The following is a 24,768-nucleotide window of genomic DNA, read 5'->3' on the forward strand; positions in this document are numbered from 1 at the left end:
GCACCGAACGCTAGAAAGGCAGTTTCATTCCTGGCGGGATGGGCAGGCCGGCGGTCAGCGCCTTGGTCTTTTCCTGCATGATCTGCTCGACCTTGGCCTTGGCGTCATTGTGCGCGGCAAGAATCAAATCCTCGAGGATTTCGACCTCGTCTTCCTTGAACAAAGACGGGTCGATCTTCAGCGACTTGATGTCGAACTTTCCGCTCAAAATGATGCTGACCAGGCCGCCGCCAGCCTGGCCGACGGCTTCGACCGTGGCGATTTCGTCCTGCATGGCCTGGAACTTGGCCTGCATTTCCTTCGCCTTGCCCATCAGGCCGAGAAGATCTTTCATGGTCCGATCCTTTGCGGATTAGTGCTGGATATCAGGGTTCGTCGTCATCGGCTGGCGGCTCGACGGGCATTTCGGCCTCGCTCGCTTCGGCATCCGGCGCGTCGGGAATGCGCACATCGATGATCTTGGCGCCGGGAAAGCGGGTCAGGAAGGCGGCGACAGTCGGGTCGTTCCTGGCATCGAGGAAAGCGTTTTCACGCTTCGTCGATTCCATTTCGGCCAGCGTCTGGCCGCCCTCCTCCTTAGAAAGCGACACCAGCCAGCTGCGGCCGGTCCACGCACGCAGTTTCGTCGTCAGCTCGTTGAGCAGCATCTTAGGCGCATCGTCGGTCAGGCCGACGTCGATGCGGCCAGGTTCGATGCGCACCAGACGGATGCAGCGCTTGACCAGCACCTTGAAGGCGACGTCGCGCTGCGCGTCGGCAAGGGCAACGATGTCGGCCAGCGATTTCAGCGGAACCGCGTGCGTCTCCGGCGCCGGCTGGGGGGGGCGACGAAGGCGGCCGGAGCGGGCGTGGCCTCGACCAGCCGCATGGTCTGCGCGCCGCCCGAACCGCCAGGCATGCGCGCCTGCGCCACGGCGCTGGCGCCATTGCCGCCAGCACCGCCATTGCCGGGGTTCCCGGGCGCGCCGTTCGGGCGCGGCGCGGCACCAGTAGCCGAGGCGCCGCTCTCCAGCGATCTCAGCGCCTCGTCCAATGTCGGCAGATCGGCTGCGTGCGCCAGCCGGATCAGCACCATTTCGGCGGCACTCACCGGCCGGTTGGAGGACTGTACCTCGGGAATGCCCTTGAGCAGCATCTGCCAGGTCCGCGACAGCACGCGAACCGACAGCGCCCTGGCGAAATCGGCGCCGCGCTGGCGCTCGTCCTGCGACAGCGAGGCATCGTCCATCGCGGTCGGCACGAAACGCAGCCGTGTGACGAGATGGTTGAACTCGGCCAGATCGGTGAGCACGGCGGCCGGATCGGCGCCGGTGTCGTATTGCGCACGGAATTCGCCGAGTGCCGCCGCCACATCGCCCTTCATCACATGTTCGAACAGATCGACGATGCGGGCGCGGTCGGCCAGGCCCAGCATGGCGCGCACGGCCTCGGCGCTGACCGAGCCGGCGCCATGGGCGATCGCCTGGTCGAGGATGGAGAGCGAATCGCGGGCGGAACCTTCCGCGGCGCGCGCGATCATCGCAAGAGCGTCGTCGTCGACCGAAATGCCTTCCTTGCCGGCGATCGAAGAGAGATGCGCGACCAGCGCGCCGGCGTCGATGCGCCTCAGGTCGAAACGCTGGCAGCGCGACAGGACGGTGATCGGAACCTTGCGGATTTCAGTGGTGGCGAAGATGAATTTGACGTGCGGCGGCGGTTCTTCCAGCGTCTTCAGCAGGCCGTTGAAGGCCTGCGTGGACAGCATGTGCACTTCGTCGATGATGTAGACCTTGTAGCGGGCCGAGACGGGCGCATAGCGCACGCGCTCGATGATGTCCCTGATGTCATCGATGCCGGTGTGCGAGGCGGCGTCCATCTCGATGACGTCGACATGGCGGCCTTCCATGATCGCCTGGCAATGCTCGCCAAGCACGGCGAGGTCGACCGAGGGCTGGTCAACGGTGGCGGTTTTATAGTTCAGGGCACGCGCCAAAATGCGTGCCGTGGTGGTCTTGCCGACGCCGCGCACGCCGGTCAGCATCCAGGCTTGGGCAATGCGGCCGGTGGCAAAGGCGTTGGTGAGGGTGCGCACCATCGGCTCCTGGCCGACCAGCTCGGAGAAATTCGACGGACGGTATTTGCGCGCCAGCACGCGGTAGGCAGCGGCCTTGCCTGTCGCCAGACTATCGGGCCCCGAATTTCCGGCTTCGCTCATTCGCCCGTTAAGCTCCAAAAGGCCACGCCCAAAGGCGCCGATTCCTGCGCATAGTCTCGCCCGCGCTGCAATGCGTCGTCAATGTCGCGAGGAGGGCCGATGAGGTGGGAGGCTGGAACAATGACCCGTTCCGGGCTCGTTAGGGCTGCTTCCTTCCGGACCTGACCCGGTTGGCGAGTGGATCGTCCACCACCAACCTCCCGCTGTCCATATCGGCAATTGCGCGACGAAATGCAAGTGCGCAGGCAAATCGGTACCGCGAACCGCGAGATTCGCTTGCAGCCCCGATGCAGCCGCTTTAGCGTTCAGGGTTTGAGGAAGCCAAGAAAAGCAAGGGAAACGCCGATGCTGCCGGGCCTGAAGGCCGGATTCACGCTGGATGCCCGGCTGGAGGCTGACAGCGAGCAGTTGATGTGGCTTGGGCTGTGCGAATTGCGGGTGATGAACGACCGCCGCTGGCCGTGGCTGCTCCTGGTGCCGCAGCGGCCGGGCGCGGAGGAGATCCACGACATGACGCCGCTCGACCAGGCGATGCTGACCTTCGAGACCAATATGGTGGCGCAGGCGCTGAAGAAGGTGAGCGGCTGCACCAAAATCAACACCGGCGCGCTCGGCAACATCGTGCGCCAACTGCATATCCATATCGTCGCACGGTCCGAGGGCGATCCCGGCTGGCCCGGCCCGGTGTGGGGGCATGGCCTGCGCGAGCCCTATCAGCGCTCCGACCTGCGCCGGTTTGCCGAAACGATAAGGGCAGCGCTATAAGCCTTCCCTGTATTCTATCCCAAGCATGTCCATCCCAAAGCGCCAGAGTCCATATGAGCTTCCGCCTGTTTGACGCGCCCCTGCGCGAGCCGAGCCAGTTCGTCGGCTTTGCCGGCAACACGATCGACCGGCAATCCGAAAACCGCGCCGACGATTCGGTCGACAAGGCGCTGGCCGATCCGACGACACGGCTGCTTTTGATGAATGGCGGCCGGCTCCTCCTGAAACTCGCTGATGGCGGTTTCGACCCTTGGTACCGCATTGCCGAGAGCGATCCCTTCAGCCCTTCCTTCGACCAGGGAGTCCTGCTCGGGTTTTCCGAACAGGGGCCGGTGCTGGCGGTGCTGGCCGGCATCGATGCCGAACAATTGCCCGAAACCGTCAAGGCGATCGATTACCGCTCGGTCTACATGCAGGGACTGATCGACGAGGCCGCCGCCGGCGCGATGGCGCAAGGGGCGGCCCTGCTCGCCTGGCACGCCAGCCACCGCTTCTGCAGCAAATGCGGCACGCAATCGCAGATGCGGGCGGGCGGCTACAAGCGGCATTGCCCGAATTGCGGCACCGAGCATTTTCCGCGTACCGATCCGGTGGCGATCATGCTGACGGCGACGCGGGACAAATGCCTGCTCGGGCGTGGCCGGCACTTCGCCCCGGGCATGTATTCGGCACTTGCCGGCTTCATCGAGCCGGGCGAGACGATCGAGGCGGCGGTGCGCCGCGAGACGCTGGAGGAGGCCGGGATCCGGCTCGGCCGCGTCGTCTACCACGCGAGCCAGCCTTGGCCTTTCCCCTATTCGCTGATGATCGGATGCTTCGGCGAGCCGCTCAACGAGGACATCCAGGCCGACCTCAACGAATTGGAGGATTGCCGCTGGTTTTTGCGCGACGAAGTGCGCCTGATGCTGGACCGTACGCATCCCGACACGCTGGTCACCCCGCCGAAAGGCGCCATCGCGCACCACCTCATCCGCGCCTGGGTCGACAGCGAATAGTCATCGAAGTCATTGCAGGAGAGACAAATGATCCGTCACACCGTCGTCTTCACGCTGAAGCACCCGCCGCACTCGCTGGAGGAAAAGCGGTTTCTCGTCGACGCCAGGAAAATCCTCTCGGCGATCCGGGGCGTCACGCATTTCGAGCAATTGCGGCAGGTCAGCCCCAAGAACGACTATCAGTTCGGCTTCTCGATGGAGTTCGCCGACCAGGCGGCCTACACCAGGTACAACGACCATCCCGACCATGTCGCCTTCGTGCGCGACCGCTGGGTGCCGGAGGTCGAGACCTTCATGGAAATCGACTACGTGCCGCTGGGCTGGTAGCTCAATCCGCCACCTTCCATTGCTCGCGCGACTCGCTGGCCGGATAGACGCCGAGAATCCGCACCTCGCGCGAGAAGAACCGAAGCTCGTCCAGCGCCAGCTTCACCAGCGGATCGTCGGGATGGCCCTCGATGTCGGCGTAGAACAGCGTCGCCGTGAAGGCGCCGAGCTGGTAGCTCTCCAGCTTGGTCATGTTGATGCCGTTGGTGGCGAAGCCGCCCATGGCCTTGTAGAGCGCGGCCGGCACGTTGCGGACGCGGAAGATGAAGGTCGTCATCATCTTGACGTCGGGTGACGGGCGCTCGGCCCATTGCTTGCTCTTGGTCAGGACGACGAAGCGGGTCACGTTGCTGTCGGTGTCCTCGACGTTCTCCTCGATGATGTCGAGCCCATAGAGGGTCGCGGCCAGCGCCGGCGACAGCGCGGCCCTGGTGCGATCCTTGACCTCGGAGACCATTTTGGCGGCGCCCGCCGTGTCCCCGGCGACTACTCCCTTCCAGCCGTTCTTGCGGATGTATTTGCGGCACTGGCCGAGCGCGTGGATGTGGGTGTGTACGGTCTTGATCTCGTCGCGCCTGACGCCGGGCAGCACCATAAGCTGGAAGTGGATCGGCAGGAAATATTCGCCGACGATGTGCAGTTTCGATTCCGGCAGGAGGTGGTGGATGTCGGCGACGCGCCCGGCGATGGTGTTCTCGATCGGGATCATGGCGAGATCGGCCTTACCGGTCTCGACGGCATTGAAGGCGTCCTCGAAGGTCGGGCACGGCAACGGCTCCATCGAGGGATAGACGTTGCGGCTGGCGGTGTCGGAATTGGCGCCGGGCTCGCCCTGGAAGGATATTCTGTTGGTCTTTTCAGGCATGCCGATATCTCAGTTTGAAAGGATTTCCCTGGCGCGGTCCAGGTCTTCAGGCGTGTCGACGCCAAGCGGCACCGACTGCACGATCTCGGCGTCGATGCGCATGCCGGCTTCCAGCGCCCGCAACTGTTCGAGCCGCTCGCGGCGCTCCAGCGGCGACGGCTTCAGGGCGACGAAACGCTCGAGCGCGGCGCGGCGGTAGGCGTAGAGGCCGACATGGTGATAAAGCGGCCCCTCTCCCCACGGCGCCGTGGCGCGGGTGAAGTAAAGCGCCCGTAGCCGCGTGGCCGACAGCGGCGACCCGACGATCTTGACGACGTTGGGATTGGTCTTTTCCTCCTCGCGGACGATCTCGACGCCGAGCGTGGCGATATCCACGGCGGCGTCCTCGAACGGCCTGAGCGAGGCGGCGATAATGCCGGGATCGATGGTCGGCAGGTCGCCCTGCACATTGACGATCGTTTCGACCTCGCCTCGGGGATCGAGCGCCAGCAGAGCTTCGTGGATGCGGTCGGAACCCGATTCATGGTCGATGCGCGTCCTGACCGCCTCGAAACCATGCGCGCGCACCGCTTCGGCCACGCTTTGCGTGTCGGTCGCCACCACCACCCGGCCAAGCCCGGCTTCGGCCGCGCGGCGCGCGACATGGACGATCATCGGAGCGCCGGCAATGTCAGCCAGCGGCTTGCCCGGCAGGCGGGTCGAGGCCATGCGGGCCGGGATCAGGATCAGGGTGGACATCGGTCTGGCGAGGCGTTCGAAAAGAGGACAAGGAAAAGTGGCAAAAGGTCTCACTGGAAGCGCCCTTATAGGTGTTGCAACGCTGGAGCAAAAGACCTAGTTTCCGCCCGATTTGACCGGCCCTGGAGGGCAGGTCTCGATACCGACGGACGGAGTGGACGGTTCGGTCCGCCGGAAAAGGGAGCAAGGGGCGTATGGATTCCAACGAAGTCAACAAACTGCTCGCCGGATTGCTCGGAACCGTTTTCGTGGTCTTCTCGGTCGGCATTGTGTCGGACGCGCTGTTTGCCTCGCCGGCGCCGGAAAAGCCCGGCTTCGCCATCGAGGCCGCGGAGCCCGCCGAAGGCGGCGCTGCCGCGCCGGCCGCCGAAGCCAAGCCGATCGCCGACCTCTTGCAGACCGCCAATGTCGAGGCCGGTGCTGCCGTGTTCAAGAAGTGCCAGGCCTGCCATTCCGGCGAAAAGGGCGGTCCCAACAAGGTCGGCCCGGATCTGTGGGATCTCGTCGATCGCCCCGTCGCCGAACATGAAGGCTTCGCCTATTCGGCCGGCATGAAGGAATTCTCCAAGGGCGGCACAGAGAAGTGGACCTACGACAACATCAACCACTTCATCACTTCGCCGAAGAAATTCGTGAAGGGCACTGCCATGGGCTTTGCCGGCCTGCCCAAGGACGAGGACCGCGCCAACGTCATCGCCTATCTGCGCACGCTGTCGGACAATCCCAAGCCGCTGCCGGCACCGGGCGCCGCTGCTGACGCCTCCGCGCCCGCCAAGCCGGCCGACGGCGCCGCACCGGCCAAGCCCGCGGCGCCCGCCGCTCCGGCAAAATAACCGGATTGTCATCTCGACGTCCTTGAAAAAGCCGGGTTCAGCCCGGCTTTTTTGTTGGGAAAATGCGCGGTGCGGCGACAAAGCCGGCGCATTGCGGTTTTCACGAGCGTCAAATCATCTAGGATCGCCCTTCTGGATGATCTGGCACGTATCGCGAAAGGGAGAGTGCATGACGGTTGGCCGAACGCTTCTCAAGTCGCTGCTGGCGGCGGCCCTGCTGGTGGCAGGGTTGCAAACGAGCCGGGCCGACGAGTGGCGGACAACCTCATCGCTGATCGGCCAATCCAAATATGGCGACAATTTCCAGCACTACGATTACGTCAATCCGAACGCGCCGAAGGGCGGCACGCTGAATTCGGTGGTTCTCGGCACCTTCGACAGCTTCAACCCCTATATCGTCCAGGGATCGCCGGCTGCGGGCCTTGTCGGTTTCGGCGGCGGCATGCTCTACGACACACTGATGGAGCAAGCGACAGACGAAGGCAGTACCAGCCACCCCTTGGTCGCCGAAGCCTATAAATATCCAGCCGACTTTTCCTCGGCGACCTACCGGCTCGATCCTCGCGCCAAATGGCATGATGGCCAACCGATCACCGTCGACGATGTGATCTGGTCGTTCCACGTGCTGAAGGCCAACAGCCCGCAATACAGCCGCTATTTCGAGAACGTCACCGATGCGGTCGCCATCTCCGATCGCGAGGTCGAATTCCATTTCAACCAGAAGGGCAACCGGGAACTGCCCAAGATCATGGGCGACCTTGCCGTGCTGCCGAAACACTGGTGGGAAGGCACTGATGCCAGCGGCAAGAAGCGCGATGTCACAAAGCCGACGCTGGAAATCCCGCTCGGCTCGGCCGCCTACAAGATTGCCAGCTTCAAGCCCGGTTCGGAAATCGTCTGGCAGCGTGTGCCGGACTATTGGGCGGCGAAGCTGCCGGTGAAGATCGGCCGCGAGAATTTCGACACGCGCCGATACACCTATATCCTCGACGACAATGCGGCCTGGCTTGCCTTCACCAAAGGTGGGCTGGAAGACATCAACCGCGAATACAGTTCTCGCAAATGGGCGACGGCCTACAATTTCCCGGCCATTCAGGCAGGCGACGTCATCAAGAAGGACTTCCAGACCCAGTCGCCACAGCCGATGCAGGGCTTTGTTCTCAACCAGAGGCGGCCGCTGTTCCAGGACCGGCTGGTCCGCGAAGCACTGACCATACCTTTCGATTTCGAGAGCATGAATCGCACGCTGTTCTTCGGCTTCAATACCCGCACATCGAGCTATTTCCAGGGTACCGAACTGGCGTCCAGCGGATTGCCGCAGGGCAAGGAACTGGAGATCCTGGAAAAATACCGCGACAAGCTGCCGCCGGAACTCTTCACTCAGGAGTTCAAGCTGCCTGTCTACGATTCGCCGCAAGCGGAGCGGAAGTATCTGAAGCAGGCCGTCGATCTCTTCGCCAAGGCCGGATGGGTCATCAAGGGCGGCAAGATGGTCAACGCCAAGACAGGCGCACCGTTCAAGTTCGAGATCCTCGGCTGGAACGACACCGACCAGGTGATCGCCAGCCCTACATTGCCAACCTGCGCAAGATCGGCGTCGACGCTACCCTGCGCATCATCGATCAGACGCAGTACATCAACCGCGTGAACCATTTCGATTTCGATGTCGTGACGGGTCTGTTCGGCCAATCGGAGTCGCCTGGCAACGAGCAACGCGATTTCTGGAGTTCCAAGGCTGCCGACGCGCCCGGTTCGCGCAACCTGATGGGCATCAAGGATCCTATCGTCGATGCGCTGGTTGATCGCATCATCTTCGCCACCGATCGCGATGATCTCGTCGCCGCCACCCACGCACTCGACCGCATCCTGCTGTGGAACTTCTACGTGGTGCCGCAATATTACCGTTCCGCGGTCTGGCTGGCCTATTGGAACAAGTTCAAGTTTCCCGACAAGCAGCCCGCCTATCTCGGCGCCGACATCGATTCCTGGTGGGTCGATCTCGACAAGGAAAAGGCTCTGGCGGGCAAATACAAGGGCGGTAATTGATGGGGCGGCAATCGATGACGGCCCTGCCCCGTCGCGACTTTCTCGCTCTTGGCGCAGCTGCCACTGCCGCCGCCTTGCTGCCGGGCAGGGCTTTCGCCGCCAACCCGACCGGCACCAAACTGCACGGCCTCTCGGCCTTTGGCGATCTCAAATACAGGCCGGACTTCACTCATTTCGACTATGTCGACGTCAATGCACCGACCGGGGGCATCTTCAACTTCGCTCCGCCGAATTGGGATTACAACCAGAGCACGGAAACCTTCAACACGTTGAATGCCTTCACCTTGAAGGGCGATGCGCCACCTCGCATGGAGATGTGTTTCGATGCGCTGATGGTGGCGGCGCTGGATGAGCCCGACGCCGTCTACGGTCAGCTTGCCGAAAGCGTGACCATTTCGAACGACCGCAACAGTTTCGAGTTTGCACTTCGGCCCGAAGCCCGCTTCCATGATGGCACACCGCTGACGGCCGGGGATGCCGCCTTCACCTTCAAGCTGTTCAAGGACCAGGGCCATCCGAAACTCTCGGTGCCACTGAAGTTCCTTGCCGATGCAGTCGTCGTCGATGCGCACACCTTGCGGCTCATTTTCTCCGGCAAACAATCCGATCGCACGGTGCTGAATGTCGTCCAGTTCCCGATCCTGTCGAAGGCGTTCTACACAGCCAATCCTTTCGACAGTTCGCAATTGAACCCGCCTCTCGGTTCCGGCGCGTACAAGGTTGGGCGCTTCTCGGCAGGGACATCGATCGAGTACGACCGCGTCGCCGATTATTGGGGCCGCGACCTCCCGGTCAATCGCGGCCAGAACAATTTCGACATTATCCGCATCGAGTTCTACCAAAACCGCACGGCCGCCTTCGAGGCTTTCAAGAAAGGCGAGATCACCTACCGCGAGGAATTTACCTCACGAGTCTGGGCGACAGCCTATGACTTTCCGGCCTTGGCCGCCGGCAAGGTGATCAAGCACGAATTCCCGGCCGAGAAGCGACCGTCCATGCAGGCCACGGCCGTCAACCAGCGGCGCGAGCAGTTTCGCGATCCCAGGGTGAGGCAGGCGATTGCGTTGTGCTTCGACTTCGAATGGACGCGGCGCAACTTCTTCTACGGTTCCTACGAGCGCTCGCAATCCTGCTTCGAGAAATCGGATTTTCGCGCCGATGGGCTGCCTTCGCCGCAAGAACTGGCTTTGTTGGAGCCGCTGCGCGCTCAGCTCCCGCCTGAAGTCTTCGGCACGGCCGTGACTCTGCCCGCGTCCGATGGCTCCGGCCGCGACCGCAAGCTGCTTGGCCAGGCGGCAAAGCTTCTGGCCGCAGCGGGCTGGAAACGGTCGGGTGACTTCGTTGTCAATGACAAGGGCGGCAGGCTTTCGGCCGAATTCATGGTCGACGACGATACCTTCGTTCAGGTCTATTCGCCCTGGGTCGCCAACATGAAGGCTATCGGCCTCGACGCCACGATCCGGCTGGTCGATTCGGCGCAATACCAGGCAAGACAGGCGACGTTCGATTTCGATCTGCTGTCGGCCGCTTTCTCGTTCAGCGCGACGCCGACGCGCGACGACCTGGAAGTCTTCTTCCATTCGAGCACCGCCGGCGTCTCCGGTTCCCGTAACTTGCCGGGTATCTCCGATCCCGCGATCGACGCGCTGATCAACGCCGTGGGCGCGGCAAAGGACCGTGAAAACCTGACCGTCGCCATGCGGGCACTCGACCGGGTCTTGCGCGCGCGGTGCGATTGGATTCCAAGTTGGTTCCTGGCGAATCACCGAAGCGCCTATTGGGACATGTTCGGCTTTCCCGAGCAAAAGCCCGATTTCGGCTTTCCGGTCGAGGCGCTGTGGTGGTTCGATAAGGGCAAGGCGGCAAAAATTGGCAGAGGCTGAGATGTTCGCTCGAGCAGGACGCAAGGCCTGATGGGCGTCTATATACTGCGCCGCATCCTTTTGATGATCCCGACCCTGTTCGGCATCATGGCGATATCCTTCGCCGTCATCCAGTTCGCGCCCGGCGGCCCGGTCGAGCAGGTCATCGCCAAGCTGACCAACCAGGGCGGCAGCGACCGCCTCGGCGGTGGCGGCGGCGACGCGGGCGGTTCCAATTTCGACGCCGCCGGCGACGTCGGCTCGAAATATCGCGGCGCCCAGGGTCTCGACCCGGAATTCATCAAGAAGCTGGAGAAGCAGTTCGGCTTCGACAAGCCGCCGCTCGAGCGCTTCGGCATGATGCTGTGGAATTATGCCAGGTTCGATTTCGGCAACAGCTATTTCCGCGATATTTCGGTGCTCGACCTGATCCTGGAGAAGATGCCTGTTTCGATTTCGATCGGGCTCTGGATCACGTTATTGTCCTATCTGATCTCGATCCCGCTCGGCATCCGCAAGGCGGTCAGGGACGGCACCCCGTTCGACGTCTGGACCAGCGGCGTCGTCATTGTCGGCTATGCCATTCCGGGCTTCCTGTTCGGCATTCTTCTGATGGTGCTGTTTGCCGGCGGCTCGTTCTGGGACTGGTTCCCGTTGCGCGGCATTGTCTCCGACAATTGGGATCAGTTGTCGTGGCCAGCCAAGATCGCCGACTATGCCTGGCACATGACCTTGCCGCTGACGGCGCTGGTGCTGTCGGCCTTCGCCACGACGACGCTTTTGACCAAGAACTCGTTCCTGGAGGAAATCCGCAAGCAGTATGTGGTGACGGCGCGCGCCAAGGGCCTGTCGGAAAGGCAGGTGCTTTACGGCCACGTCTTCCGCAATGCCATGCTGATCGTCATCGCCGGCTTCCCTGGTGCCTTCATCTCGGCCTTCTTTACCGGCTCGCTGCTGATCGAGAATATCTTCTCGCTCGACGGGCTCGGCCTGCTCGGCTTCCGGTCCGTCGTCGAGCGCGACTATCCCGTGGTGTTCGCCAATCTCTACATCTTCTCGCTTCTTGGCCTGTTCATCGGGCTCCTGTCCGACCTGATGTACACCTGGGTCGATCCGCGCATCGATTTCGAGCGGAGAGACGTCTGATGTCGGAGGCAAGCGTTACCGCCGGTGTCTTGCCGGAACGGCTTCCACGGCCGTTCCTGTCGCCGCTCAACAAGCGCCGCCTGCAGAATTTCAAGGCCAACCGGCGTGGCTACTGGTCACTGTGGATTTTCCTCATCCTGTTCGTGCTGTCGCTGTTTGCCGAATTCATCGCCAACGACAAGCCGATCGTCGCCTCCTACAAGGGCGAAATCCTTTTTCCGGTGATGGTCGCTTACCCCGAGGAAAAATTCGGCGGCTTCTATGCGGTCACGGATTACCGCGACCCGGTGATCCAGGACGAAATCAATGCCCATGGCTGGATGATCTGGCCGCCGATCCGCTATTCCTTCCAGACCGTCAACAACGCCATCCCCGAAGCGGCACCCGCCAAGCCGTCATGGCAATATGACGCCAAGACGCGCTGCAACCAGTATCCGCAAGGGGCTGATGACCCGGCCTGCAATGTCGGCAACTGGAACTGGCTCGGCACCGACGACCAGGCACGCGACGTGCTGGCGCGTGTCATCTACGGCTTCCGCATTTCGGTGCTGTTCGGCCTGATCCTGACCGCCGGCTCGGCTCTCATCGGCGTTGGGGCTGGTGCCTTGCAAGGCTATTTCGGCGGCTGGACGGATCTGCTGTTCCAGCGCTTCATCGAGATCTGGTCGGCCATTCCGGTGCTCTATCTGCTGCTCATCGTCGCCGCCATCCTGCCGCCGGGCTTCTTCATCCTGCTCGGCCTGATGCTGTTGTTTTCCTGGGTAGCGCTGGTCGGGGTGGTGCGGGCGGAGTTCTTGCGCGCCCGCAACTTCGAATATGTCAACGCGGCCCGCGCGCTCGGCGTGCCCAACCGCACCATCATGTTCCGGCACCTGTTGCCTAACGCCATGGTGGCGACATTGACCTTCCTGCCCTTTTTGCTGAGCGGATCGATCTCGACGCTGACCTCGCTCGATTATCTCGGCTTCGGCCTGCCGCCGGGTTCGGCCTCGCTCGGCGAATTGCTCAAGCAGGCGCAGCGCAACCTCAACGCGCCTTGGCTCGGCATATCGGGCTTCGTCGTCATCTCGCTGATGCTGTCGCTGCTGGTTTTTGTCGGCGAGGCGACGCGCGACGCCTTCGATCCGCGCAAGACGTTCAAATGAGCGGAACGCCTTTGCTCAGCGTGCAGGACCTCAGCGTCGCCTTCAGCCAGGGCGGCGGCCAGTCCGTTGCCGTCGACCACATCTCGTTCGACATCGCCAGGGGCGAGACGGTGGCGCTGGTCGGCGAATCCGGCTCCGGCAAATCGGTCTCGGCGCTGTCGGTGCTGAAGCTGCTGCCCTACCCCAGCGCCAGCCATCCGTCGGGCAAGATCCTGTTCCAGGGCGCTGACCTGCTCGCCATGAGCGAGAAGCAATTGCGCCAGGTGCGCGGCAACAAGATCACCATGATCTTCCAGGAGCCGATGACCTCGCTCAATCCGTTGCACACGATCGAGCACCAGATCGTCGAGATCCTGAAGCTGCATCAAGGCATGGGCGACCGTCCGGCCAAGGCGCGCACGCTGGCCCTGCTCAACGAAGTCGGCATTCGCGATCCGCAAAAGCGGCTCGACGCCTATCCGCATCAGCTTTCGGGCGGTCAGCGTCAGCGCGTCATGATCGCCATGGCGCTCGCCAACGAGCCGGAACTGCTGATCGCCGACGAGCCTACGACGGCGCTCGACGTCACGGTGCAGGCACAGATCCTCGAACTGCTCGCGGGCCTCAAAAGCCGCAAGGGCATGTCGATGCTGTTCATCACCCATGACCTCGGCATCGTGCGCAAGATCGCCGACCGGGTCTGCGTGATGACCAAGGGCAAGATCGTCGAGACCGGGCCGACCAAGGATATCTTCGCCAACCCGCAGCACCCCTATACGCGCCACCTTCTGGCCGCCGAGCCGAAAGGCAAGCCGCCAGCCGCCAATGCCGACGCCCAGCCTGTCATGACCGGCAAGGACATCAAGGTGTGGTTCCCGATCAAGCAGGGCTTCTTCCGCCGCACGGTCGATCATGTGAAAGCGGTCGACGGCATCGATGTCACGGTGCGCGCCGGCCAGACGCTGGGCGTGGTCGGAGAGTCCGGTTCCGGCAAGACGACGCTCGGCCTGGCGCTGGCGCGCATGATCTCGTCGACCGGAACCATCCAGTTCAACGGCCGCGACATCAACCAGCTCACCTTCAACGCCATGCGGCCGCTCAGACGCGAACTGCAGATCGTCTTTCAGGATCCGTTCGGTTCGCTCAGCCCGCGCATGTCGATCGCCGAGATCATCGAGGAAGGCCTGAAGATCCACGAGCCGAAACTGTCGCCCGACGAGCGCGACGACAAGGTCGCCGCCGTGCTGAAGGAAGTCGGCCTCGACCCGGCGACCCGCAACCGCTATCCGCACGAATTTTCCGGCGGCCAGCGCCAGCGTGTCGCCATCGCCCGCGCCATGGTGCTCAACCCGCGCTTCGTCATGCTGGACGAGCCGACATCGGCGCTCGACATGAGCGTGCAGGCGCAGGTCGTCGATCTCCTGCGCAATTTGCAGGCAAAGCACGACCTCGCCTATCTCTTCATCAGCCATGATCTCAAGGTCATCAGGGCGCTGGCCAATGACGTCATCGTCATGCGCAACGGCCAGATCGTCGAAGCCGGCCCTTCCGAACAGATTTTTGGAAATCCGCAAACCGACTATACTCGGGCGCTGATCTCGGCCGCCTTCAAGATCGAGACGGCTCCGACAGGCGTGGTCAGCGAGTGATCCGCACAAGGAAGGATTGAACGAACCGCGATGGAAAAAGGCCGTATCCTGCTTGCCGTCACCGGCTTTCATCCGCAACGCTGGCGCGACCTCTTGTCGGCCGAGCGCGAGGTGGTGCTGGAGCCGGACGGCGCCAAGGATCCTTCGATCACCTATGCGGTGGTGTGGAAGCACAAGCCCAATTTGATGTCGTCGCTGCCCAATCTGCGCGCCATCTTCTCGATAGGCGCCGGCGTCGACCATATCTTCGCCGACCCGGCCTGCCCGACGTTCCGATCGTCAAGGTCGTCGCCGACAACCTCACGCAGTACATGACCGAGTATGTCGTCTGGCGGGTTCTCGACCATCACCGCCAGGGCCTGCTCTACCGGTCGCAGCAGTTGAAGAAGACCTGGCACGAGCCGCTGCAGCGGCCGGCCGGCGACATTTCCGTCGGCATCATGGGTCTCGGCAGCCTCGGCCGGGCCGCGGCCTCCGTGCTTCTGTCGCTCGGTTTCGCGGTCAATGGCTGGTCGCGCAGCGACCGGCCGATGAAGGGCGTGGCGACCTATTCCGGCGAAGCAGGCCTGATCCCATTCCTCAATGCCACCGACATTCTGGTGGTGCTTCTGCCGCTCACTCCAGACACGCAAGGCATCATCAATTACGGCGTGCTGAAGGAGTTGCGCAAGCGCAACGGCCTTGGCGGTTCGGTGCTGATCAATGCCGGGCGTGGGCGCCTGCAGAAGGACGCCGACATCATACGGGCGTTGGACGACGGCACGCTGAAGGAAGCGAGCCTCGACGTGTTCGAGGTCGAACCGCTGCCCAAGACCAGCCCGCTGTGGACCCATCCGAAAGTGTTCGTGACGCCCCATGCTGCGGCGACCTCCGATCCCGTGCACCTGGCACCGACCATGCTGCGCCAGATGGATGCTTTCGAGCGCGGCGAAAAGCTCGATAATCTGGTGGACCGCAAGGCGGGATATTAGAGCGGTTCAGAGTTTGATAGAATCTCTGACCCGCTCTAACTTTTTGTTTTTACGCAATTCCGGACGGAAAACCGCTACGCACTTTTCCTGGAATTGCTCTAGCCGGGCATCACCCTCACCTGGCCAACTCCCACTCCCGGAAGCATTCCTTGATTGCCCGGACCGACGACAGGTGCAGCTTCGGCAGATCGATCTGCTCGAACATTGTCCGGTATCTCCGCCGATTTTTCGGCGTGGTCACGGCGATGTGGTGGATCATGTCCCATTTGATGCTGTCGCGCCCGCCTTCCAAGCCCCCGCGCCTATCCCTCTCGAACAGGGTTCGCCTGAAATAGCGCAGCAGACTTGCGGAGGTGGAGATGTCCAGCAGGATCAATCCCGTCGCCCGCCGGAAGCGTTGCGGCATGCAAACCGAGTAGTTCCATCCATCACCCACCGCTCGCTGGCGATCGCGGCGTCATGCAAGGCAATGAACTCATCCCTCGGACGCTGCACCCAATCCGTGTTGGGCAGGTGAAAGAGCAGATCGAGATGAATGGGTGTCAGGCCACGCTTGCGCGCGATCGCGTCGGCGAGCGTCGACTTGCCGCTGTTGGACGGGCCCAGGATACAGATGCGGTCGCCGAGGTCCGAGAGGTTCACCGGTTGGAGCCTTGCTAGAGCAATTCCAAGAAAATGCGTAGCGGTTTTCCCGGGAGAAGCGCGTAGCGCTTCCCCTTGGGAATTGCGTAAAAACAAGAAGTTAGAGCGGAGCAGAGGTTCTATCAAACTCTGAACCGCTCTAGATGGACGATTGGATCATCAGCCAGGCAGAGCGAACTTCTTCTGCTTGTCCGGCTTGCCGCAGTCGCGGCGATCGATGGACCGGTTCATGGCGTCGATCTCGCCTGACGCCTTGTCGCTGTCGCGCTGGGCCTTGGAGCGCATGTCGGGCGTGAACGGGCCGAAGCCCATGGCGGGATTGGAGAAGGTCGGCTTGGCGGTCGTCGGGAGATTGTATTGCTGCGCCAATCCGTTGCGCTGCGCCAGCAACTGATCGCATGGCACGCTGTCGTATTGCAGGGAGGATTCGATGTTGGCGTCCTGCCGCTCGGACGCTGAATTGCCGACGCAGCCGGTGGTTGCCAGGCAAGACGCCAAGATCATCATGTTCCAGCGCATCGAACTGCTCCTCCTGGTATCCCGCCCTGATGCGACCAGATCGCAAATATCAGTCGCGCACGCAAATCGGACTTTTTCGCAGCAGTGCAACGCGCTGGCCTCACACGGCCTGAGCTTTCCGTGCCACGACCGACAGGCCTTTGACAGGCTCACGGCGATCCCAGCGGATGGTTGTCGGCTCCAGCGCGACGATCGAGAGACCATTGGCCTCGAGGGTCCGTCCGACATAGCCATCCGAATGGGCGTAGCGCCGCGACGGCTGCAGCGCGAAGTCGCCGCCATCCACGAGGCTCTCGACGGAAAAGGCAAACAGGCCGCCCTCGGCGAGCAGACCGGCGACCGCTGCCACCAAACCTTCGAGCCCACCGATGTAAATCAGCACGTCGGCTGACGTCACCAGATCGGCCTTGCCGCCCGAATAGGAAAATCCTGCAAATCCGCCTTTATCAACGCGTCATAGATATTTTTGCCCGCGCCTTCCTCAGCATCCTCGCCGAGATATCGATCCCCTCCAGCCGGTCGACGATCGGCCTCAGCCTCTCGCCCATCAGTCCGGTGCCGCAACCGAGGTCGAGCGCCAGGCGGAAGCGGCCCGGCCTTGCCTTGCGGATGGCAGCGTCGAGCACCTCGGGCAGCCGGTAGTCGAGCTTGCCGACCAGCATCTCCTCGAATATCTCGGCATAGTGGTCGAACAGCGTTTCGACAAAGGCGCTGGGCGGCGCCGTGCAGGCCGGACCCTTGCCGATCAGCTGCAGTTGAGAGCCGCGCCCTGGCGATCGGCCGGATCGAGTTTCAGCGACGTCGTCCAGGCCTGCGCCGCAAGGTCGAGCCTGCCTGATGCCTCCTGCATCTCGCCGAGGCGAAACCAGCCCATTGCCCATTGCGGCGCCAGTTCCAGCGCGCCGAGCAGCAACTCGGCCGCGGCAGTGTGATCGCCCGAGATAAAGAGCATTTCGGCATAGTCTGCACGGCGATCGGCGTTCGGGTCGCCCGACGAGGTCTGAAGCGGTTTCATGTTGATGGTTCCACCGGCAGGGTAGCCGGCCGCCCTCTCTGTAGAGCAAAGCAGGCCGAAGCTGAACCGAATTGAGCAGGCTTTGCCCGGGGAGTCAGCAGTCTCGGGCACCAGGCTTCCCGCGGCGGAATTTTATCCTATCTTGAGGATCATGCGCGCCAGCGACCTGCTTCATCCCCGGCCCGAGGGCCTCTACTGCCCGCCGGGAGATTTCTTCATCGATCCGGTGAGGCCGGTGAACCGGGCGCTGATCACGCACGGCCATTCCGACCATGCGCGTTCCGGCCACGGCTCGGTGCTTGCGACACAGCAGACGCTCGACATCATGGCATTGCGCTACGGCGAGGATTTTGCCGGGACGACGCAGGCAGCGACGCTCGGCGAGACGATTGCCCTCGACGGCGTCAGCGTCAGCTTCCACCCCGCCGGTCATGTGCTGGGGTCGGCGCAGATAGCGGTCGAACACCAGGGCAGGCGTATCGTCGCCTCCGGCGACTACAAGCGTCAGAAGGATGCGACCTGCGCGCCGTTCGAGCCGATCCGCTGCGACGTCTTCATCACCGAGGCGACCTTCGGCCTGCCGGTGTTTCGCCATCCGCCCGATACGGAAGAGATCGCCCGGCTGCTGAAATCGGCAGCGCAATTCCCGGAGCGCTCGCATCTGGTCGGAGCCTATGCGCTCGGCAAGGCACAACGGGTGATGCGGCTGTTGCGCGACGCCGGTTACGACAAGCCGCTCTACATCCATGGCGCGCTGGCCAGGCTCAGCGAATATTACCAGAGCCAGGGCATCGACCTCGGCGAACTCGAGCCGGCGACGGTGGAGAGCGGCGGCAAGCAGGACTTCGCCGGCGCCATCGTGGTCGGCCCGCCATCGGCCTTCGCCGACCGCTGGTCGCGGCGCTTTCCCGATCCGATCTCGTGCTTCGCGTCGGGCTGGATGCGCATCCGCCAGCGCGCCAAGCAAGGCGGCGTCGAACTGCCGCTGATCATCTCGGACCATGCCGACTGGGACGAACTCACCGCCACCATCAAGGAGACCGGCGCCGAGGAAATCTGGGTCACGCACGGCCGCGAGGAAGCCCTGGTGCGCTGGTGCGAACTGGAAGGGATAGCGGCCAGGCCACTGCATCTGGTGGGCTACGAGGACGAGGGCGATTGATGCAATACAGTTCGCCAATTGTCCCTGATGAGCCCTACGGCGCCCCCCTCTGGCCTGCCGGCCATCTCCCCCACTTGTGGGGAGATCAGATGTTACGCCGGCTTTTGCCAATCGCTGATGTTGGGGGAGATGAGCCGTCATCGCAGCTGCCAATCTCCCCCACGTGGGGGAGATGTCCGGCAGGACAGAGGGGGGCGCGACGGGACGCGACGCCTGCCGATTGGCGAGGTTTCCCTCCCCATGAACCGCTTCGCCGAACTTCTCGACCGCCTGGTGCTGACGCCGTCGCGCAACGGCAAGCTGACGCTTTTGACCGACTATTTCCGCAGCGTCGAGGATCCCGACCGTGGCCTGGCGCTGGCCGCGATCACCGGCGATCTCAAAATTGCCGCCGTCAAGCCGGCCATGCTGCGTACGCTGGTCACCGAACGCATGGACCCGGTGCTGTTCGGCTATTCCTACGACTATGTCGGCGACCTCGCCGAGACGGTGTCGCTGGTCTGGCCGCAACCGCCTGGCAGGATCGCCAACCGCGAGCCGACGCTTGGCGAGGTGGTGGCGAAGCTGCAGGCGGCCAGCCGCTCCGACGGGCCGAAGGTGCTGACGGGGCTGCTCGACAGCGCCGGCATCTCGGCGCGCTTCGCCATCATCAAGCTGGTCACCGGCGGCCTGCGCATCGGCGTCTCGGCGCGGCTGGCCAAACAGGCGCTGGCCGATTTCGGCAAGGTCGACGTCGCCGAGATCGAGGAGCTCTGGCATGGGCTGTCGCCGCCCTACACGGCACTGTTCGCCTGGCTGGAGGGCAAGGCCGAAAAACCACGCAACACGGCGCTGGCGCTGTTTCGCCCGGTCATGCTGTCGAACCCGGTCGGCGACGGCGATCTCGAAAAGCTCGATGCCGCCGACTATGCGGCGGAATGGAAATGGGACGGGATCCGTGTCCAGGCGGTGGCCGAAGGCGGCATCCGCCGGCTCTATTCGCGCACCGGCGACGATGTCTCGGGCGCCTTTCCAGACCTCGCCGACGCCATGCACTTTTCCGCCGCACTCGACGGCGAATTGCTTGTCGGCGATCCGCGAGAGGCGACGGGAACCTTCTCGGACCTGCAGCAGCGGCTCAATCGCAAGACGGTGACGCCGAAGATGCAGCAACAATATCCGGCCTTCATGCGCTGTTACGACCTGCTGCAGATCGGTGAAGAGGATCTGCGCGGACTGTCCTTCCGCGAGCGGCGCGGCCGCCTCGAAGCCTTCATCGGGACGCTGGACCCCAGCCGCTTCGATCTCTCCCCTTCGTCGACTTCCCGGACTGGCAGGCGCTCGAGGACCTGCGCCGCGCGCCGCCGCATCCGATCATCGAAGGGGTGATGCTGAAGCGCTGGGATTCGCCCTATGTCGCCGGCCGGCCGAAGGGTCCATGGTTCAAATGGAAGCGCGACCCGCATACGGTGGACGCCGTGCTGATGTATGCCCAGCGTGGCCACGGCAAGCGGTCGAGTTTCTACTCGGACTACACGTTCGGCGTCTGGTCCGGGACCGAGGGCGCGGAGGAGCTGGTGCCGGTCGGCAAGGCCTATTTCGGCTTCACCGACGAAGAGCTGAAGCAGATCGACAAATATGTCCGCGACAACACGGTCGAGCGCTTCGGACCGGTTCGTTCGGTGCGCGCCGACCGTGACAATGGCCTGGTGCTGGAAGTCGCCTTCGAGGGGCTCAACCGCTCGACCCGGCACAAATCGGGTGTGGCGATGCGTTTCCCCAGGATTTCACGGCTGCGCTGGGACAAGCCGGCCAACGAGGCCGACCGCATAGAAACCCTGCAGGCGCTGCTCGACCGCTAACTATTTGTTTTTACGTAATTACGGACGGAAAACCGCCACGCACTTTTCCTGGAATTGCTCTAGGCACCGCCGATATGTCGGTAGCAACGATCCAATTCAAGGCTCGATCGAGACGCGAATCTCGTAGACGTTGACCGCCTTGCCCTGCTTGTCGAAATCGGAATTGACGGCGATGGTTCCGGCCGAGCCCGGATGCTTGTCGGGAAACTTCACGTCGAACAGATATTCGTTTTTCTGCTGGCCGACCGCGTAACGCTTGCGGCCGCAGTCGCCGAGTTCGCCGAAATTGCAGTCGACGGAGATCTGCGTGTCCTTGCCGTCCTCGGCACGGGCGATGATGTCGAACACGGCGTGCTTGCCAGCGAGCTTTTCCAGCACGCCCTGCCCGACATCGAAGGCGATCGCCGAGCCGGAGGCGCCGGACTGGATGCGCAGGAACGGCCCGCTGTCGTCCTTCATCACCTCGGCCTTGGCATCCGACGGCGCGGCGACATGGCTCGGGTCGGTCGGCGAAAACACATTGATCCAGTCGTGCGACTGATCCGCGGCACCGGGCTTTGCCGGGGCGTTGGCGCCGTCGGCCGGGGTGAAATCGTCGTCCTCGACGGTCGGCGGTGCCTCCGGCGGCGCGGTATTGAGCTCGGCCGCCGACTTGAACACACCGGTCTGCATGGCGAAAAACAGGCCGATGCCAACGGCCGCGAGCAACGTCACCGTGAAGAAAATGGCGGTCAGCGGCAGGCGACGTCCGCGAATGCGCCGCTCATCGCGGTCTGGCGCCACTTCCGTCGCGGCTCCCGGCGCGGCGGGAGCCGACATGTCGATGGTCGGCGCACCGGGCAGGGTCGCATCCGGCATGATGTCGGGAACGACCGGCAGCACGCGCGAGCGCGGTACATCGGAGGCGGGCTGCACGGGGGCGTCGACGGAGACAGCGGGCGATGGCACCCTTGGGCCGGCCTCGACCGCAGGCGCTGCGTCGGCCGCGGCCTCGCCCGCCGGCGCGTCGATCTGCGGGGCAACGCCGGGCAACGCCGGCAGGTACTCGGATTCGATTTCGGTGATTTTCGCCTGGATAGCCTTGCGGCGCTTGATGGCGACTTCCACGGTCACGCCGGGATTGGCCTGGAGCGCACGGTCGAGCGCGGCGAAGGCCGAACGATAGACCCTCTCGCGGAACGCGCGGTCCTCGGCATTGCCCTTTTCCAAGGCGTTCCGGATCGCTTTTTCGATCGCGTCCAAGCGAGATCCCTCTGCAAATTGCCACAAGCTTTCATGATGGTTAGCGGCAGGCGACCAATCAATCAACGGGCGGGCAGCCGCATTCTGCCTTGACGGGCCGTCCAAAGTCCATCTTCGCGATGTTCCGGCAAACAAAATCGGAATATGTCGGTAATTCCGGCATGCAAGGACGCTGGAGCCCCGGTTTCGATCGCGGCGGGGCGCTTGCATGATTTGCCAAGTCGCATCTTGAATTCGCGGCCGGTTGAGTCTATCACCCTGCCCATCTTGGAGGCCTTGACCTCCCGGGCCGCTTTAGCTCAGTTGGTAGAGCACATCATTCGTAATGATGGGGTCAGGTGTTCGAGTCACCTAAGCGGCACCAGTTTTTTCAAACCGATGGTCGAAGCGGCTTGGGTGCGCGGAAGATAGCCCGGATTCCGGCCGCTTGCCTTTTGCCAGGCCGAGTAGTCGTGCGACTTGCGGATACCCGCCCGCATCCGAGCCTGCCACCATACGTGGTTCAACGCTGGGTGGCGGGCTTTTTGCAATCGCTTGACAACAACCGGCAGCCGCAGGCAATTTTGCGCCCTGAGTGATCAACGGGGGAATATCCATGAAGAAGACCTACGAGAAGCCTGAATTGAAGAAGCGCGATCGTCTGGCCAGCGTAGCTGCGGCTATCGCCCCAATATCCGGCCCGATAGCCGGGTGACGAGGACGGGGCGTCTTCCCGACGCCCGTGCCTGATCGCCATCGCAAGTGGTCGTATAATCGACCGTTGGCCTCGGCCGGCGGGCTTTTGCGTTTGAGAGGCAATGGGGACGCTGTCTTCACCCTGCCGATCAGTCGCGAGGTCCTTCCGGGCTTGGAACAGTAACGCGCTGACAAGCGAGCGGTCCGGCGTTTTCAAATCTCAACAACAAATGATTGACATCGCATTTCTATTTTTTGAAACAGGCGCCTGTTTTTTGGAACAGACGCTTGGGTCGCACATTTCCTGCCGATGGTTCCACGGACAGGAGGTTTTTAAATTGCCAAGGCGTGTCGACAAGGAAAAGCTGGCAAGAGCGGACCGCGAGGCGAGGCTGGTGCTGGATGCCGAGCGCCACGCCAGGGATGCCAAGACAACCCGCCTGAGGGAGCAGAGACTGCGGCAGGAGGCATTGGCGGACAAGCCTCCGCCTACGCGCCGACGGGAGCCGGTCAGGAAGCCGGTCCGGCGTGTGATCGAGGCGGACTGATCTGCGGAGGCTGCACGCTTCGCCCCTATGGCGCCGTCCGCGATGCCTGCGCGTTGCCCCATGAGACAGTGGCCCAAAAGACCCATATGCCATTGTCGGGACACCACTTTTGGTATGAAATGTCAGGTGTCGGCATGGGAGGTCCAAATGCCCAACACTTTCAAGACTGGAGACGTCGTCAAGCTGAAGTCGGGAGGCCCGAAGATGACGGTCAGCGACGGCGCCGCTTCCGGCATGTATCTGTGCCACTGGTTCAATAAAGAGGGCGATGTGTGGACCCCGCAGCATGCCGGCTTCAAATCGGATCAGCTGGTAGCCGACAACCAATCGGCTTAATCCAGACCGCCGGACAAGGTGTTCTGCCGCTTCTCCTGGCGCTGAAGGCCTGGCATCGCCGGCCGAGCGGCGTGATCGGCATCGGCGACCGACGGATTTCTCCGATCGCTGCGTTTAACGGTTGATGCGTGACCGCGGCATTGGGCCATGGCATGCGCCAACCGGAGACGTGAAGCATGATACGCCGTTCGATCCTTGCTGCTGCCTTGAGCCTGCTGACCACCGCGGCTCTGGCCCAGACAGCGACACAGCCACCGCCCGCCACGCCACCCGCCGCCACATCGTCCGCGGCCACATCCCCTACTGCCCCATCCCGTAGTGCCCCATCCCCTAGTGCCAAGTCCGATATCACGCTGGCCAAGTTCCAGAAGCGGCGGGAGAAGGCGATCATGGCCGCCGACACGGACGGCGACAGCAAGATCAGCCTCTTGGAGTGGGAGGCCTTCCGGGCCAAACGCAACGTCAAGGGCGATCCGGCCAAATCCTTCGCGCGCATCGATTCCAATCATGACGGCTTCATCGACCGGGCCGAGCTCGATGCGTTCTTCGCCAAGCGCTTCGCCAGGCTGGACAAGAATGGCGACGGCATTCTGACGGCCGACGAGAGGCCGGGCCACAAATCCGCTCCCAAGCCGGAGCAATGACCAAGAGGCTATGACGCGTGATGGACATCGGGAGTGCGCCAGTTGATGAGCGCCGACCCGGACGAGGAGTTGGTTCGCCGCGTCGGTGCCGGCGAGCCGGAGGCGGTGCGGATGCTGGTCGCGCGCAAGCTGCCGCGCATCTTTTCGCTGGCCGTGCGCGTGCTGGGCGACGCGGCGGAGGCCGAGGATGTCGCGCAGGAAACCTTCATGCGCATCTGGCGTCATGCATCGGGCTGGCGGCGCGGCAATGCACGCTTCGACAGCTGGATCCACCGCGTCACGCTCAACCTCTGCTACGACCGGCTGCGCCGGCGCCGCGAATGGGTGACCGACGCGGTTCCGGACATTGTCGATCCCGCCCCGCTTCCCGATGCCCGCGAAGAGCCGCATCGGGTCGAGCAGGCCTTGCAGGCAATCGCACCACGCCAGCGCGAGGCGATCATCCTGGTCTACTATCAGGAGATGTCCAACATAGAGGCGGCCGCGACCCTGGAGATCAGTGTCGATGCCTTGGAGAGCCTGCTGTCGCGCGGCCGGCGGGCGCTGCATACGATCCTGGCCAGGGATGGTGCCCATGACTGAGAAAGGCGCGATCATGATGCGAAGCATTCACCGTACCTCGCGAGCGT

General features: G+C 63.1%; 18 protein-coding genes, 1 tRNA gene, 1 other RNA gene and 6 pseudogenes. 17 read left to right on the plus strand and 9 right to left on the minus strand.

Features of this window, described 5'->3' with window-relative positions; genetic code table 11:
• Positions 1–10 precede the first annotated feature (10 nt).
• From EJ077_RS26555 to ffs, 3 genes and pseudogenes are all read right to left on the minus strand, one after another.
• The gene (locus EJ077_RS26555; RefSeq protein ID WP_127280300.1) at positions 11–334 is read right to left on the minus strand and encodes a YbaB/EbfC family nucleoid-associated protein; all 324 of its coding nucleotides are present in this window, start codon (positions 332–334) and stop codon (positions 11–13) included.
• A gap of 31 nt (positions 335–365) precedes the next feature.
• Positions 366–2,194: pseudogene (locus EJ077_RS26560) on the minus strand (DNA polymerase III subunit gamma/tau).
• Positions 2,195–2,298: 104 nt separating this feature from the next.
• Positions 2,299–2,395: signal recognition particle sRNA small type (gene ffs, locus EJ077_RS26565), an RNA gene on the minus strand.
• Positions 2,396–2,539: 144 nt separating this feature from the next.
• Between ffs and EJ077_RS26570 the strand changes: the two genes are divergently transcribed.
• The 3 genes from EJ077_RS26570 to EJ077_RS26580 are packed head-to-tail and all read left to right on the plus strand — an operon-like array spanning position 2,540 to position 4,281.
• Positions 2,540–2,959 (plus strand): HIT family protein, encoded by a 420-nt coding sequence (locus EJ077_RS26570; protein ID WP_127280298.1) that lies wholly within the window; start codon positions 2,540–2,542, stop codon positions 2,957–2,959.
• Positions 2,960–3,012: 53 nt separating this feature from the next.
• Positions 3,013–3,954 carry an NAD(+) diphosphatase gene (gene nudC / locus EJ077_RS26575; RefSeq protein WP_208697533.1) on the plus strand — a complete coding sequence of 314 codons (942 nt, stop codon included), beginning with the start codon at positions 3,013–3,015 and terminating at the stop codon, positions 3,952–3,954.
• Between the two features lie 27 nt (positions 3,955–3,981).
• Positions 3,982–4,281 carry a Dabb family protein gene (locus EJ077_RS26580; RefSeq protein WP_015314049.1) on the plus strand — a complete coding sequence of 100 codons (300 nt, stop codon included), beginning with the start codon at positions 3,982–3,984 and terminating at the stop codon, positions 4,279–4,281.
• A 1-nt stretch (position 4,282) separates the two neighbouring features.
• On the opposite strand, the gene EJ077_RS26585 is transcribed toward EJ077_RS26580, so the two are convergent.
• Together EJ077_RS26585 and EJ077_RS26590 are read right to left on the minus strand one after the other, a co-directional pair.
• On the minus strand, positions 4,283–5,146 hold the full coding sequence (locus EJ077_RS26585; protein ID WP_208697535.1) for a prephenate dehydratase: 864 nt from the start codon (positions 5,144–5,146) through the stop codon (positions 4,283–4,285).
• A 9-nt stretch (positions 5,147–5,155) separates the two neighbouring features.
• A complete protein-coding gene (locus EJ077_RS26590; protein WP_208697537.1) occupies positions 5,156–5,884 on the minus strand; it encodes a 3-deoxy-manno-octulosonate cytidylyltransferase in 729 nt (242 codons plus the stop codon).
• Between the two features lie 194 nt (positions 5,885–6,078).
• Between EJ077_RS26590 and EJ077_RS26595 the strand changes: the two genes are divergently transcribed.
• The 7 genes and pseudogenes from EJ077_RS26595 to EJ077_RS26625 all read left to right on the plus strand — a co-directional run bounded on the left by EJ077_RS26595 (position 6,079) and on the right by EJ077_RS26625 (position 15,515).
• A complete protein-coding gene (locus EJ077_RS26595; RefSeq protein WP_208697539.1) occupies positions 6,079–6,717 on the plus strand; it encodes a c-type cytochrome in 639 nt (212 codons plus the stop codon).
• 169 nt (positions 6,718–6,886) lie between these two features.
• Positions 6,887–8,763, plus strand: a pseudogene (locus tag EJ077_RS26600) (extracellular solute-binding protein).
• A gap of 14 nt (positions 8,764–8,777) precedes the next feature.
• Positions 8,778–10,646 (plus strand): extracellular solute-binding protein, encoded by a 1,869-nt coding sequence (locus tag EJ077_RS26605; protein ID WP_208697541.1) that lies wholly within the window; start codon positions 8,778–8,780, stop codon positions 10,644–10,646.
• Between the two features lie 30 nt (positions 10,647–10,676).
• Positions 10,677–11,771, plus strand: a complete 1,095-nt coding sequence (locus EJ077_RS26610; protein ID WP_208697543.1) for a microcin C ABC transporter permease YejB — start codon at positions 10,677–10,679, stop codon at positions 11,769–11,771.
• Positions 11,771–12,916, plus strand: a complete 1,146-nt coding sequence (locus EJ077_RS26615) for an ABC transporter permease (RefSeq protein WP_208697545.1) — start codon at positions 11,771–11,773, stop codon at positions 12,914–12,916. The genes EJ077_RS26610 and EJ077_RS26615 overlap by 1 nt, the downstream gene beginning before the upstream one ends.
• Positions 12,913–14,544, plus strand: coding sequence for an ABC transporter ATP-binding protein (locus tag EJ077_RS26620; protein WP_208697547.1), 1,632 nt, complete (start codon positions 12,913–12,915; stop codon positions 14,542–14,544). Before EJ077_RS26615 ends, EJ077_RS26620 begins: the two co-directional genes overlap by 4 nt.
• A 30-nt stretch (positions 14,545–14,574) precedes the next feature.
• Positions 14,575–15,515, plus strand: a pseudogene (locus EJ077_RS26625) (2-hydroxyacid dehydrogenase).
• A 115-nt stretch (positions 15,516–15,630) separates the two neighbouring features.
• On the opposite strand, the pseudogene EJ077_RS26630 reads toward EJ077_RS26625, so the two are convergent.
• From EJ077_RS26630 to EJ077_RS26640, 3 genes and pseudogenes are all read right to left on the minus strand, one after another.
• Positions 15,631–16,157: pseudogene (locus tag EJ077_RS26630) on the minus strand (AAA family ATPase).
• 159 nt (positions 16,158–16,316) lie between these two features.
• Positions 16,317–16,676: a hypothetical protein gene (locus EJ077_RS26635; RefSeq protein ID WP_127278432.1), complete on the minus strand. Its 360-nt coding sequence runs from the start codon at positions 16,674–16,676 to the stop codon at positions 16,317–16,319.
• A gap of 100 nt (positions 16,677–16,776) precedes the next feature.
• Positions 16,777–17,691, minus strand: a pseudogene (locus EJ077_RS26640) (methyltransferase domain-containing protein).
• Positions 17,692–17,842: 151 nt separating this feature from the next.
• On the opposite strand from EJ077_RS26640, the gene EJ077_RS26645 reads away from it, so the two are divergent.
• Both EJ077_RS26645 and EJ077_RS26650 read left to right on the plus strand, forming a co-directional pair.
• Complete coding sequence (locus EJ077_RS26645; RefSeq protein WP_208703140.1) at positions 17,843–18,853, plus strand: ligase-associated DNA damage response exonuclease; 1,011 nt, start codon at positions 17,843–17,845, stop codon at positions 18,851–18,853.
• A gap of 240 nt (positions 18,854–19,093) precedes the next feature.
• A pseudogene (locus EJ077_RS26650) lies at positions 19,094–20,694 on the plus strand (cisplatin damage response ATP-dependent DNA ligase).
• A gap of 96 nt (positions 20,695–20,790) precedes the next feature.
• Here the strand turns inward: EJ077_RS26650 and EJ077_RS26655 are convergent.
• Entirely contained in the window at positions 20,791–21,936 is a 1,146-nt protein-coding gene (locus tag EJ077_RS26655; RefSeq protein ID WP_208697549.1) for a hypothetical protein, read from the minus strand.
• Positions 21,937–22,224: 288 nt separating this feature from the next.
• Here EJ077_RS26655 and EJ077_RS26660 point away from each other — a divergent pair.
• From EJ077_RS26660 to EJ077_RS26680, 5 genes are all read left to right on the plus strand, one after another.
• Positions 22,225–22,300: transfer RNA gene (locus EJ077_RS26660), tRNA-Thr, on the plus strand.
• A 541-nt stretch (positions 22,301–22,841) separates the two neighbouring features.
• Positions 22,842–23,159, plus strand: coding sequence for a hypothetical protein (locus tag EJ077_RS26665; RefSeq protein WP_208697551.1), 318 nt, complete (start codon positions 22,842–22,844; stop codon positions 23,157–23,159).
• Positions 23,160–23,306: 147 nt separating this feature from the next.
• Positions 23,307–23,495, plus strand: coding sequence for a YodC family protein (locus tag EJ077_RS26670; protein ID WP_208697553.1), 189 nt, complete (start codon positions 23,307–23,309; stop codon positions 23,493–23,495).
• A gap of 176 nt (positions 23,496–23,671) precedes the next feature.
• Positions 23,672–24,139, plus strand: coding sequence for an EF-hand domain-containing protein (locus EJ077_RS26675; RefSeq protein WP_208697555.1), 468 nt, complete (start codon positions 23,672–23,674; stop codon positions 24,137–24,139).
• Positions 24,140–24,184: 45 nt separating this feature from the next.
• Positions 24,185–24,721 carry an RNA polymerase sigma factor gene (locus EJ077_RS26680; protein ID WP_208697557.1) on the plus strand — a complete coding sequence of 179 codons (537 nt, stop codon included), beginning with the start codon at positions 24,185–24,187 and terminating at the stop codon, positions 24,719–24,721.
• The last annotated feature ends 47 nt before the right edge of the window (positions 24,722–24,768 follow it).

This window comes from Mesorhizobium sp. M8A.F.Ca.ET.057.01.1.1 (assembly GCF_003952565.1).
In the GTDB taxonomy this organism is placed as follows: domain Bacteria; phylum Pseudomonadota; class Alphaproteobacteria; order Rhizobiales; family Rhizobiaceae; genus Mesorhizobium.